We start from the raw sequence: 12,605 nt of genomic DNA, 5'->3' as shown, positions 1-12,605 counted from the left end.
AACACTTTCCAAGCCCCCGGCCTCCGAGGGTTGAACGCAATAAGGACAGGAACCCACCATGGCAATCGTTCGCCCCACCCTCGATCAACTGCTGGACATCGCCGGCCGCCTGAACATGCGGCTGAGCCACGAGCAAGCCGCTGAATACCTGGCCTTGATGCAGTCGAGTTTCGATGCATACGACCTGGTCGACGAGCTGCCGGATTTCACCCCTGCGGTGACCTACGAGCGCGGCCCGAGCTACCGTCCCGGTCCCGCGGAAAACCCGCTTAACGCCTGGTACTACAAAACCCACGTGCAGGGCGCTGCCGGCGGCAAGCTGGCGGGCAGAAGCGTGGCCCTCAAGGACAACATCTCCCTGGCCGGCGTGCCGATGATGAACGGCGCTGCGCCGCTGGAAGGCTTTGTGCCTTCGTTCGACGCCACCGTGGTCACCCGCTTGCTGGACGCCGGGGCCAATGTGCTGGGCAAGGCCACGTGCGAGCATTACTGCCTTTCGGGCGGCAGCCACACCTCCGATCCGGCACCGGTGCACAACCCCCATCGCCACGGGTTCGCCTCGGGCGGCTCGTCCTCGGGCAGCGCCGCGCTGGTGGCCGCCGGTGATGTGGACATGGCCGTGGGTGGCGACCAGGGCGGCTCGATCCGCATCCCGTCGGCGTTCTGCGGCACCTATGGCATGAAGCCCACCCACGGCCTGGTGCCCTACACCGGGATCATGGCAATCGAAGCCACCATCGACCACGTTGGGCCGATCACCCGCAACGTGCGCGACAACGCGTTGATGCTGGAAGTCATGGCCGGCGCCGACGGGCTTGACCCGCGTCAGGCGGCGCCCCAAGTCGATGCCTACAGCGACTACCTGGAGCGCGGCGTCAGTGGGTTGCGCATCGGCATCCTGCAAGAGGGGTTTCAACTGGCCAACCAGGACCCGCGTGTCGCCGACACGGTGCGCAACGCCATCGCCCGGCTCCAGGCGCTGGGCGCCGAGGTCGAGGAGGTCTCGGTGCCTGAGCACAACCTCGCCGGTTCGTTGTGGCACCCCATCGGTTGCGAAGGCCTGACCATGCAAATGATGCACGGCAACGGCGCCGGCTTTAACTGGAAAGGCCTGTACGACGTCGGCCTGCTGGACAAACAGGTCGGTTGGCGCGAGCAGGCGGACAGCCTGTCGGCCTCACTCAAACTGTGCATGTTCGTCGGTCAGTTTGGCCTGGAGCGCTACAACGGCCGCTTCTACGCCAAGGCGCAGAACATCGCGCGCTTTGCCCGGGCCGGGTACGACAAGGCCCTGGAACGCTTTGACCTGCTGGTCATGCCCACCGTGCCGATCATCGCCCAGGCCCACCCGGCCCCCGGTTGCTCGATCAGCGAATACGTGGCTCGGGCCCTGGAAATGATCGGCAATACCGCCGCCCAGGACATCACCGGCCACCCGGCCATGTCGATCCCTTGCGGCCTGGTGGACGGCCTGCCCGTGGGCCTGATGCTGGTGGGCAAGCACTACGCCGAAGGCACCCTTTACCAGGCCGCAGCGGCCTTCGAAGCCGACGTGGACTGGCGCACGCTCTGATTCGCCGTGGGCGTCTTCGGTCATCAAGAAACCGAGCGCCCACGTGGATTTTTCACCGTATTGACCGATGAGGATTGAACCCATGAGCACCTCCGCACCCCGTGCAACCCCCTCAACGCCTGCCGAGCGGGCGCGAGCCCTGTTGCAGGTGATGAAGAACCGGGCGCTGGTTCCCGATGGCTACATCGAGCAGTTGACCCAGTTGATGGAACACCAGTGGAACCCGCAAAACGGCGCCCGGGTGGTGGCCAAGGCGTGGACTGATCCGGCGTTTCGCGAGCTGTTGCTCCGCGACGGCACGGCGGCCTGCGCGCAGTTCGGCTACACCGGCCCGCAGGGCGAATACATCGTCGCCCTGGAAGACACGCCGACCCTGAAAAACGTCATCGTCTGCAGCCTGTGTTCCTGCACCAACTGGCCGGTCCTGGGTTTGCCGCCCGAGTGGTACAAGGGCTTCGAATTCCGTGCCCGACTGGTTCGTGAAGGGCGCACCGTGCTGCGCGAACTGGGCACCGAGTTGCCTGCTGAGGTGCAGGTCAAGGTGTGGGACACCACCGCCGAAACCCGCTACCTGGTGTTGCCCGTCAGGCCCGCCGGCACTGAGAACTGGAGCGAAGAAGAGCTGCAGAAATGCGTCACCAAGGACGTGCTGATTGGCGTTGCCCTGCCCAGCGCAGGCTGAGTCGCACCCCCCACAAACTTCTTGGCTTCGAGGTATTCGATATGGACGGCTTTCACGATCTCGGCGGTTTCCAGGGCTTTGGCCCGGTGCCCCATCGCATCAACAGCCTGAGCTACCAGCCGGTGTTCAAGCAGGACTGGGAACACCTGGCCTACAGCCTGATGTTCATAGGCGTGGACCAGTTGAAAAAATTCAGCGTCGACGAAGTGCGCCACGCCGTGGAGCGCCTGGATGTGCGCCAGCACGTCGGCACCGAGTATTACGAACGCTACGTCATTGCCACCGCCACCTTGCTGGTGGAGACCGGGGTCATCACCCAGGCCGAGCTCGATGAGGCCCTGGGCAGCCCGTTCAAGTTGGCCAACCCGGCCCATTCCCAGGGCCGCCCGGCCATCACCGGGCGCGCACCCTTTGCCGTCGGCGACCGGGTGCGGGTCCGCGATGAATACGTGGCAGGGCACATTCGCATGCCGGCGTATGTACGGGGCAAGGAAGGGGTGATCCTGCACCGCACCCACGAACAGTGGCCGTTCCCCGACACCATCGGCCATGGCGACCTCAGCGCGGTGCCGCAACCGACCTACCACGTCGAGTTCAAGGTCACCGACCTGTGGGGTGACGCCGCCGACGATGGCCGGGTGGTGGTGGACCTGTTCGAAAGCTACCTGGACAAGGTTCAGGGCGGGCACGCGGTGGTCCCATGAGCAACCACGCGCTGCCGATCCGCCTGCCGGTGACGGTGCTCTCGGGCTTCCTCGGCGCGGGCAAGACCACCGTGCTCAACCACATCCTGCGCAACCGCGCCGGGCTGCGGGTGGCGGTCATCGTCAACGACATGAGCGAGGTCAACATCGATGCCGCCGAGGTGCAGCGCAGCGTGGCGCTGCACCGTGGCAGCGACCAACTGGTGGAAATGAGCAACGGCTGCATCTGCTGCACGCTGCGCGCCGACCTGCTGGAGCAGATCAGCCAGTTGGCGCGCGAGCAGCGTTTCGATTACCTGCTGATCGAGTCGACGGGGATTTCCGAGCCGATGCCGGTGGCCGAGACCTTTGCCTTTCTCGACCCGCAGGGCTTCAGCCTGAGCGAACTGGCGCGGCTCGATACTTTGGTCACGGTGGTGGACGGCAGTCGCTTCCAGGCGCTGCTGGCGTCCACCGAGATCCTGGCCGACGGGCAAAAGCCCCTGTGTGATTTGCTGATCGAGCAGGTGGAGTACGCCAACACCATTCTGGTCAGCCGCCTGGACCTGATCGGTGAGGAGGGTTTCCTGGCGCTGCGGGCTGTGTTGGCGGGCCTTAACCCGGGGGCGCAGATCCTGCCCATGGCCCACGGCGCCGTTGACCTGTCTCAGGTCCTCGGCACCCGCCGCTTCGATTTGCCGAGCCTGGCCCAATCGCCGGGCTGGATGCGCCACCTGGAGGCGGTTGATGAGCCGCCCTCCGAGGCCGACAGCTACGGCATCGCCTCCTGGGTCTACCGCGAGCGGGCGCCGTTTCACCCCCAGCGCCTGCTGGATTTTCTGCAGCGGCCTTGGGCCAACGGGCGACTGCTGCGCAGCAAAGGCTATTTCTGGGTGGCCAGCCAGCATCTGCACATTGGCTTGCTGGCACAAAGTGCCGGGCAGTTTTTCTGGGAGTCGGTCGGCCGCTGGTGGGCCTTTATCGATCAGACGCAGTGGCCCCAGGACGGGTATCGCCGGCAGGGGATCCAGGCCAAATGGCACGACATCGTTGGCGATTGCCGCCAGGAACTGGTGTTTATCGGCCAGGGCCTGGACCTGGAGCGCCTGCAGCGTGAACTCGACGCGTGCCTGTTGAGCACCGAGGAAATCCTCGCCGGCCCACAGGCCTGGTCCGGGTTGCCCGGGGCGGGCGCCTTCCAGCCGCCCCAGGTAGCGCCCTGAGCGGCTGCCCTGCGCCCAGGCGCTATGGGCCCTTCACCGGTCACTGTGACCGGCCATCACAACTTCATGGATTCAGAGGTGCCGTATGTTGTTTTTCAGTGCAAGGCCCCGCCGGCTGTTGGCTGCTTTGGCCAACAGGCTGGAGCGCCCCGACACCCTCGACAGCGCCGAGGCGCCCATGGCGCCCACCGAGCCGCTGCTGCAACGCATTCTCGACAGCGTCGAGCGCCTGCTCGCCGAACGTCGCGAGCTGCGTAAGCAGGTGCAGGAGCTGAGCCACGACCTGCAACAATTCGCCCCGCGCATCGCCGAACGTGAGGCCCAGTGGCAGCGCCTGGAGGCCCGTTGGCAGTTGGCCGCGCAAGGGGCGGGCGCGCTGTTCTGGGAATGGCAGCACGGCGCAACCACGGCACCGGATGCGACCACCCCGCTGTGGTGGTCGAACCCGGCACAGATGCCCGAGCAGTTCGGCCTCTGGGGCCAGCGCCTGCACCCCGACGACCGCCAGTGCTTCGTCGATGCCCTGGTCCGGCACCTGGCCGACCGCAGTGGCCGCACACCCTTTGCCCTGGAGGTGCGCATGGTGCTGGGCGAGGGTGACCACCGCTGGTGCAGTATCAGTGGCGAAACCCGTCGCGACGCCCAGGGCCAGCCGCTGGCCAGCGCCGGGGCCTTGCGCGATATTCATGAGCGACGCTTGCAGGACGATGAGCTGGCCCTGGCGGCCACCCGTTTCGAGGTGTCCCGGGAAATGCTCCACGACGGGCTTTGGGACATTGAAGTGGTGGCCGGTGACCCGGCCAATCCGCAGAACGCTATCTGGTGGTCGTCGCAGATGCGCCGCCTGCTGGGCCATGCCACCGCTGAAGAGTTCCCCAACACCCTGGATGCCTGGACCTCGCGCCTGCACCCCGAGGATCGCCAGCGGGCCATCGGCGCCTTTGTCGCCCATGTCGATGACCGCAGCGGCAAGACGCCCTTTGACGTTGACTATCGGCTGCGCCACAAGAACGGCGAGTACCGCTGGTTTCGCGGCCGTGGCCAGACCCGGCGCGCGGCCGATGGCTCGGCGCTGCGGGTGGTGGGCGCCATCACCGACATCCACGCGAGCCATGAGGAGGGCCAGTTGCGTGAAGCCCAGGAGCGCCAGCACCAGACCATGCAGGGCAACCTCACCAAGCTGACGCAGATCGTCGCCGCCATCCAGGGCATCGCCAACCAGACCAACCTGCTGGCGCTCAATGCGGCCATCGAGGCCGCTCGCGCCGGGGAGGCCGGGCGAGGGTTCGCCGTGGTCGCTGACGAAGTGCGTAAGTTGGCCACCCGCACCAGCCAGGCCACCCAGCAGGCGGCCGACATGATCGAAGGCTACTGATCATGTCTGCGCCCAGGGCGTGGTGCGGGTGGCCTGCGTGACCGAGGGTTATCTGGATTTGAGGATTTTCGGGTTGGAGTTGCCCCAGATGGTGTAGAGATCGGCCAGCAGGGCGCCGTTGATGGTCTCCAGCTCACCCTGGGTGATTTCTTCCTGGCCCTGCTTGCCGTACAGCACCACCTCATCACCGGCTTTCACCCCTTTGATGCCGCTGACATCGACCATCAGGGTGTTCATGGTGACCTTGCCGATCACCGGCGCCCGTTGCCCGAGGATCAGCACCGAGGCCTTGTTCGAGAAGGCGCGGCGGTAGCCGTCGGAGTAGCCGGCCGGCACGTTGGCGATCAGCGAATCCTTGCTCAGGGTGTAGGTGCGGTCATAGCTGATGGTGCTACCGGCCGGGTAGGCATTCACCGCGGCCACCCGCGACTTGAACTGCATGACTCGCTTGAACTCCTCGTGGCCGCCCACCGGATAGCCGTACAGCGCGGCGCCCGGGCGCACCATGTCGAGCCAGCCCTCGGGCACTTCCAGGGTGGTGAAGGTGTTGGCGCTGTGCAGGGTAAGGCGGCTGCGGTCGAGCTTGGCGTGCTCGATCAGCCACCCCGATTGCTGCTTGAATGTGGCCAGGCCCTTGAGCACGTCCTCACGTTCTTCGACCGGGAAGTGGGTCATGATCCCCACCAGGTTCAGGTGCTTGAGACGGGTCAGCTCCAGGGCCTGTTGTTGCCCCTCGGGGGTGCTCATTTCCAGGCCGTTGCGGCCCATGCCCGCTGAATTCAGTGCTAGGTGAATCGTCAGGCTGCGGCCTTCGCGAGAGGCCAGTGCGTCAAGCTCGCGGGCCACCTGCAGGTTGCCCACCAGTTCTTCGACGTTGTAGGGCAGGGCGCTGGCGACTTCCCCCAAGGTGGTGCTGCGCAGGCGCAACAGCCGGCCCTTGAAGCCTTTGTCCCGAGCGACGCGGGCTTCTTCGTTGCTGGTGATGCCGACACAAGTGATGCCCATCTTGATCGCCGAAGGGATCAGCAAGCCGATGCCATTGCCGTAGGCGTCGGCTTTCATCACCGCGCAGATCTGGCTCTTGCCCGCCAGGCGCTGTTGCAAGGTGGCGATATTGCTTTCAAAGGCCGCCTGATCGATTTCCAGCCAGGTGTTGTTTTGTTCCGGCAGGCTGTCGGCGCGGGTCTGCCCGGGCGCCAGGTCCAGCAAGGGGGCGGCATTGGCGGCCGGCATGATGGCCGTCATGGCCAGGGAAAGGGTCAACGCACTGAGCATGAAACGAGGCATAACGAGTCTTCCATTCTAGGGAGGGAGGAAGCCCCGTGCCGGGGATCAGAGCCGCGGCCAGATCCATCGGGCACCGAGCGAACAGCCGTGGAAGTCTCTGGCAAAACGCGGGGGTGTTTATGTGGTGCGAACGGCCGCTGGCAGCGGATGACGTTGTTCAGCGGTGGCAAACGACCGATTGCGCAACCGCTTCCGTCATCCCCAGGGCCTGCACAACAACAGGGCGTGAAACACCCCCCGCGCAGCCTGCCGACAGCCCCCGCCTGGCTGTTGGCCGCCGCGCTCGACGCCGGCCGGAGCGCGCCGTCAGTGCGCCTTGACGTGCCGGATGCGCATCAGAATCAGCACCAAGATGGCGATGGCCAGCGGCGCCATGGCCAGCATGGCCTCGCGGGGAGCGATGTCGACGCCCAGCAGGTGCACGCCCGAGTACACCAGCTTGAGCAGGTTCAGCAGGTAGTAGGTGATGGCGATGATCGACAGGCCCTCCACCGCGCGCTGGATCTTGATCTGGGCATCGGCGCGGCTGTTGAGGCTGTTGAGGATGTCCGAGTTCTGTTCTTCCATTTCCACTTGTACCCGGGCCTGCAGCAGGTCGCCCAGGTTGGCCACGTTTTTGGCCAGGTGTTCCAGGCGCTGTTCGGTGGCGGCGCAATAGCGGACGGTGGGCTTGAAGCGCCGCTCGATAAACACCCCCAGACGTTGGCAATCGCCGACGTGGCTTTCGCGCAGTTCTCCCAGGCGCTCGAACACCAATTGCGCATAGGCCTGGGTGGCGCTGAAGCGGTGGCGGGTCTTGGCGCCGCTGCTGACCACCTGCGCCGACAGGTTGGAAATGTCCGCCAGCAACCCTTTGGCGTTGTCACCGGCGGTGTCGGCATTGCGTTCCGACAGGTTCACCAGGGTCTGCTCGTAACCCTCCAATTGCGCGCTCAGCGCCTTGGCCGTGGACAACGACAGCGAGGCCATCATCCGATAGGTCTCGATCTCCAGCAGGCGGCGGATCATCCGGCCCTGGCGATAGGCGTTCAGCCGGCGATTGACGAACAGCAAGCGGTTGCTGCCGTCCTGGTCCAGGCGAAAGTCGCTCCAGACCACCGCGTCACCGCCGCCCACGCATGAGCCGCAAGGGTCCTTGAAACCGTAGCTGGCGAGGTCCAAGTCTGCTTCACCGCGCACCACGATCTGCACGCTGTTGATGATCTGCTGCCGATGGGCCTCAACGTGGCGGGCCAGGCACTCGGGCAGGCTGGCCCAGGCAAGGGGCTGGGCGCTGGCAGTGATCACCAGGGTCAGGGTGAAGAACTCGCCATGGCGCTCCCATTTCAACGGATGGCCGTCGAGCTGGGTGATGCCTTGGGCGGCGTTTGGCTCGAAGGCGGCGCAGCAGGCCAGCAGCAGCGCGTTGCAGGCCTGCTCGCCGCCGAGGAAGGCCAGGTGAAACACATGGGCCGGCTCGTCGAAGTACAGCGACGGGCGGGCGTGGAGTTCGTTGTGCAGGGCGGTTCTTTGCGGGTGCATGCGGTCTGGGCCATGTTGGTCTTGTTGTTGGCGCTTGCGATCACTGCCTGCAGGCAGTGATGGGCTGTTGTTGCTGTGACAGGTCGATGCGCGGTCAAGTCACGTGCCGTGAGCCGGCGATTTTGCTCGGCGCGGGCTGTGCCTTGGTGCAGGGCCGGGTGAGCCTGGGTGAGCGGAAAAAAACACCCCCGCGGACGCTGGGCGTTCGCGGGGTGCGAGAGAGAGGCTTGGGGGGATCGCTGCGCCGCCGACCCAGGGCCTGCGGCGCAGTATCGGTGGCGTTAGAAGCGTCCGTTGACGCCCAGGCGGAAGGTGTCGCTGCGCTCGTCGGAGCCCAGGGCGGTCTTGTAGGAGACGCCCATCTGCCAGGTCGGGCCCAGGTTGAAGTCCACCCCCAGGTCGAGGTCGGCAAAGTTGCGGTCCAGCGGGTCGGGTTTGATCCGGTACAACTGGCCGGCATCGCCCTGGTCGGTGTAGCGCATCTTGAAGTCGCTGCTGCTGCTGAAGTTGTGCCCCCAGGCCAGGCCGACCCGTGGTGTCACGATCCCGATCGGGGTCATCAGGTCGTAGCCGGTGCGCACGCCGAGGAACGAGGTGTAGTTCTGTTGGCGCTGCTCTTCATAGGACAGGCCATACACCCCGCCGCCGCTTTCGCGGTAGGCGTCCAGGCGCGTGAAGCTGGCGTTGAAGCGCGCGTAAGGCGTCAGCGAGATCGGGCCCTGGCGGTATTCATAGCTGCCGGTGAGCGAGGCGAACAACTGGTCGGCATCACGCGAACCCCGCGCCAGGTCACCGGCGGCGGCATCGCTGACGTAGCGGCGCGAGTCGAAGGAGATGCGGTTGTAGCCCAACAAACCGTCGACGAACACCTGGGGCGCCAGGTTCACGCTCAGGTAGGTGGCGATGGCGATGGCATTGCCTTCGCTGCGGGTGTCGTTGTCGCCGATGTCACTGCGGTCGTTGCCGTAGCCGATACCGACACCGGCAATCGCCTTGGGCGACAGGCGATAGTCGACGCCCGCGCTCAAACCCAGGGTGGTGAAGCTGCTGTCCTGGGCCCTGCGGGCGTGGGTCGAACCACTATTGACGAAACCGTCGGTCCAGTACGCCACGGCTTCCTGCTGGCAACCGTCTGCGGCACTGGCGGCCGCCTGGCGTTTTTCTTCGGCGGTTTTGTTGGCCGAGCCGTTCAGCTCGTTCTTCACGGCTTTGCCGATCTCCTGCAGCGGCACGTCTTTGCCGTCCTTGCTGATGCTGGCATTGAACGAGTTGCGGTCGCAGGACATCCGGTGCAACTGCTCCAGGCGCCGGTTGAAGTTATCCATCTGGGTGCTGGCAAAGCGTTCGGCAGCTCGCGACTGGGCGTTGAGCAAGCCGAGTACTTCCGCGTCCTTGGATGGGTCGGGACGTGTCTGCACGGTGAAGGCAAAGGTGCCGTTGGCGCTGGCGCCGCTGTTGCTGCGCAGGGTGAAGGTGACGACCGCGGTGCCGGCGAAGGCGGCCGCAGGTACAAAGCGCAGTGAGTAAGGCCCGACCATGGTCGCGGTACCGGCCGATGCCGGGCTCACCGACACCAGCAGCGCGTCGATGAAGGGACCACCGGTGGCGCCTTGGGTCAGGTCAACCGTGGTGGCCTGCCCGGCCACGATGATCTGGCTGGAGGCCGGCACGGTGATCGGTACGGCGGCGATGGTGATCGAGTAAGGCTGGCTGCCGGTCGCACCGTTGGCGTCGGTGACGGTCACGGTCAGGTTGCTGGTGCCGTCGATGGTCGGGGTGCCGCTGATCACACCGGTCGAGGTGTTGAGGCTCAGGCCGGCCGGCAGGCTGCCGCTGGTGATGGCGTAGCTGTAAGGCGCGCTGCCACCGGTGGCACTGAGGGTGGCGCTGTAAGCGCTACCGGAGGTGCCGGCGCCCAGGGTGGCCGGGGCCACGCTCAGGGTTGGAGCGCTGACGGTCAGGCTGACGGTGGCCGGGCTGGAGGTGCCGCTGGCATTGGTGGCGGTGTAGGTAAAGCTGTCCGCCCCGGAATAACCGGCGGTTGGCGTGTAAATGATGCTGGTGCCGCTGGCCGTGGCGCTGCCATGGCTAGGTGCGCTGCTGACGGCGACGCTGGTGGCGGCGCCACCGCTGAGGTTCAGGGTGATCGGGTTGGCGCTGCTGTTGGCGGCGACCGTAGTACTGACGGCGCCCGCGACGGGTGGGTTGCTGCTGACGGTTACGCTATAGGCCCGAGATCCCGTTGTGTTGTTGGCGTCTGTGCCGGTGACAGTGAAATTGTAGGTGCCACCGCTGGTCGGTGTACCGCTGAGGACGCCGCCTAAGCTCAGAGACACGCCAACGGGCAGGGTGCCGCCGGTGATCGCGAAGGTATAGGGCGCAGTGCCGCCGCTGGCACTGAGGGTGTTACTGAAGGCCGTGCCTACCGTGAGGGTACTCAGGGTGGTAGGGCTGACGATGATGGTTGCTGCGGCGACGGTTCCACTGTAGCTGCGCGAGCTTGTCACGCTGTTGTCGTCGGTGGCGGTCACGGTGAAATTGTAGGCGCCGGGGTTGGTGGGGGTGCCGCTGATCACACCGGTTGAGGTGTTAAGGCTCAAACCGGCCGGCAGGCTGCCGGCGGTGATGGCGTAGGTGTAGGGCGCGGTACCGCCGGTGGCACTGATGGTCTGGCTGTAAGCGCTGCCGGCGATGAACGCGGACAAGACGCTCGGGCTGACGCTGATGGTCGGTGCAGACACGGTAATGGAGATGGTGGCCGGGCTGGAGGTGCCGCTGCCGTTGCTGGCGGTGTAGGTAAAACTGTCCGCCCCGGAATAGCCGGCAGTTGGCGTGTAAGTGATGCTGGTGCCGCTGGCGATGGCGCTGCCATGGCTGGCTGCGCTGCTGACCGCGACGCTGGTGGCGGCGCCGCCGCTGAGGTTCAAGGTGATCGGGTTGGCGCTGCTGTTGGCGGCGACTGTGACACTGACGGCACCGGCGACGGGCGGGATGCCGCTGATGATAACGCTATAGGCGCGTGCGCCCGTCGCGCTGTTGGCATCGGTGGCTCTCACGGTGAAGTTGAAGGTGCCGGAGGCTGTCGGTATGCCGCTCAGGGTGCCGGTCGATGTGTTCAGGCTCAGGCCGGTCGGCAGGCTGCCGGCGGTGATGGCATAGGTGTAGGGCGCGGCACCGTTGTTGGCGCTAATGGTTTGGTTGTAGGCGCTGTTCACCGTGCCGTTGGGTATGGTTGTTGGGGTGATCCCCAGCGCCGGGGCGTTGACGGTCACTGTCACGGTGGCCGGGCTGGAGGTGCCGCTGGCGTTGGTGGCGGTGTAGGTGAATGTGTCTTGCCCGGAATACCCAGCGGTCGGGGTGTAAGTGATGCCGTTGCCGCTGGCAGTGGCGGTGCCATGGCTGGCTGCGCTGGTCACAGCGACGCTGGTAGAGGCGCCGCCGCTGAGGCTCAGGGTGATCGGGTTGGCGCTGCTGTTGGCGGCAACCGTAGCGCTGACCGGGCCGACGGTGGGCGCTGGCACGGCATAGGTGTAGGCGGTGTTCGGGGGCGTGGTACCGGACGGGGTGGTCACCGCCACACTCACGACGCCTGCGGCATGGGCCGGGGTGATGGCGGTGATGCTGGTGGCGCTGTTGACGATGAAGCTGGAAGCCGCCGTGCCGCCGAAACTGACCGCAGTGGCGCCGGTCAGGTTGGTGCCGGTGAGTACCACCGAGGTGGCGCCGGCCGTGCTACCGGAGTTGGGCGCTGCCGAGGTCAGGGTTGGCGTGCTGCTGGCACCTACCACCAGGATGTAGGTGGCGACACCGGCCTGGTTCAGGCCGTCATTGAGTGAAACGGCAAAGGTGTAGGAGCCGGCCGTGGTCGGTGAGCCGGACAGGGTCGTGGTGGCGCTGTTGGGCGAAGGGTTGAGGGTCAGTCCCGGCGGCAGGCAGATCTGCGTACCGTCATAGCTCGGGTCGTCGATGTCGCATTCGTACCAGCCGTCCAGAGGCAGTGCGCCTCCTGTGGCGGTGATGGTGACACTCATGAACTGGTTCACCGCCACCGGGGGCAGGGTGGTGCCCGTGGCCGGAGACGCGATGACCGGGCCTACGGCCATTGCCTGGCTGGACAGGGTCGTCGCACAGAACAGCAGGAACAGCGAGACCAGTCTTTTTGTCAGCCAACTGCCGGAGGGGGTGAACAGTGTTCTCATTGGGGCTTCCTGCCATACGGCTACTGTTGTTGTGGGCGTGTCCTGCTCCATTGCAGGGCCGC

7 protein-coding genes and 2 pseudogenes are annotated in these 12,605 nt (G+C 65.8%); 6 read left to right on the top strand and 3 right to left on the bottom strand.

Translation table 11 applies throughout. From position 1 onward, the window contains the following. Positions 1 to 58 precede the first annotated feature (58 nt). The 6 genes and pseudogenes from M1B35_RS26225 to M1B35_RS32420 all read left to right on the top strand — a co-directional run. Complete coding sequence (locus M1B35_RS26225; RefSeq protein ID WP_268263499.1) at positions 59 to 1,573, top strand: amidase; 1,515 nt, start codon at positions 59 to 61, stop codon at positions 1,571 to 1,573. Between the two features lie 82 nt (positions 1,574 to 1,655). Continuing rightward, positions 1,656 to 2,255 (top strand): nitrile hydratase subunit alpha, encoded by a 600-nt coding sequence (nthA, locus tag M1B35_RS26220; protein ID WP_268263498.1) that lies wholly within the window; start codon positions 1,656 to 1,658, stop codon positions 2,253 to 2,255. A 41-nt stretch (positions 2,256 to 2,296) separates the two neighbouring features. After that, positions 2,297 to 2,959: a nitrile hydratase subunit beta gene (nthB, locus tag M1B35_RS26215; protein WP_268263497.1), complete on the top strand. Its 663-nt coding sequence runs from the start codon at positions 2,297 to 2,299 to the stop codon at positions 2,957 to 2,959. Beyond that, entirely contained in the window at positions 2,956 to 4,161 is a 1,206-nt protein-coding gene (locus tag M1B35_RS26210; protein WP_268263496.1) for a GTP-binding protein, read from the top strand. Before nthB ends, M1B35_RS26210 begins: the two co-directional genes overlap by 4 nt. Before the next feature lie 85 nt (positions 4,162 to 4,246). After that, positions 4,247 to 5,239: pseudogene (locus tag M1B35_RS31980) on the top strand (PAS domain-containing protein); the annotation flags it as partial. Then, a pseudogene (locus M1B35_RS32420) lies at positions 5,240 to 5,524 on the top strand (methyl-accepting chemotaxis protein); the annotation flags it as partial. 60 nt (positions 5,525 to 5,584) lie between these two features. Here the strand turns inward: M1B35_RS32420 and alr are convergent. From alr to M1B35_RS26185, 3 genes are all read right to left on the bottom strand, one after another. After that, positions 5,585 to 6,823 carry an alanine racemase gene (gene alr / locus M1B35_RS26195; RefSeq protein ID WP_268263495.1) on the bottom strand — a complete coding sequence of 413 codons (1,239 nt, stop codon included), beginning with the start codon at positions 6,821 to 6,823 and terminating at the stop codon, positions 5,585 to 5,587. Positions 6,824 to 7,129: 306 nt separating this feature from the next. After that, the gene (locus M1B35_RS26190) at positions 7,130 to 8,344 is read right to left on the bottom strand and encodes a DUF3422 domain-containing protein (protein WP_268263494.1); all 1,215 of its coding nucleotides are present in this window, start codon (positions 8,342 to 8,344) and stop codon (positions 7,130 to 7,132) included. A 281-nt stretch (positions 8,345 to 8,625) separates the two neighbouring features. Continuing rightward, positions 8,626 to 12,543, bottom strand: coding sequence for a putative Ig domain-containing protein (locus tag M1B35_RS26185; protein WP_268263493.1), 3,918 nt, complete (start codon positions 12,541 to 12,543; stop codon positions 8,626 to 8,628). Between the last annotated feature and the right edge of the window lie 62 nt (positions 12,544 to 12,605).

This window comes from Pseudomonas morbosilactucae (assembly GCF_023241665.1).
GTDB lineage: Bacteria > Pseudomonadota > Gammaproteobacteria > Pseudomonadales > Pseudomonadaceae > Aquipseudomonas > Aquipseudomonas morbosilactucae.
This window is presented reverse-complemented; position numbering and strand designations above follow the sequence as displayed.

Coding starts and splice junctions, on each gene's coding strand:
- M1B35_RS26185 (WP_268263493.1), bottom strand. CDS start 12,543: ATGAGAACACTGTTCACCCCCTCCGGCAGTTGGCTGACAAAAAGACTG.
- nthB (WP_268263497.1), top strand. CDS start 2,297: ATGGACGGCTTTCACGATCTCGGCGGTTTCCAGGGCTTTGGCCCGGTG.
- M1B35_RS26210 (WP_268263496.1), top strand. CDS start 2,956: ATGAGCAACCACGCGCTGCCGATCCGCCTGCCGGTGACGGTGCTCTCG.
- M1B35_RS26190 (WP_268263494.1), bottom strand. CDS start 8,344: ATGCACCCGCAAAGAACCGCCCTGCACAACGAACTCCACGCCCGCCCG.
- alr (WP_268263495.1), bottom strand. CDS start 6,823: ATGCCTCGTTTCATGCTCAGTGCGTTGACCCTTTCCCTGGCCATGACG.
- M1B35_RS26225 (WP_268263499.1), top strand. CDS start 59: ATGGCAATCGTTCGCCCCACCCTCGATCAACTGCTGGACATCGCCGGC.
- nthA (WP_268263498.1), top strand. CDS start 1,656: ATGAGCACCTCCGCACCCCGTGCAACCCCCTCAACGCCTGCCGAGCGG.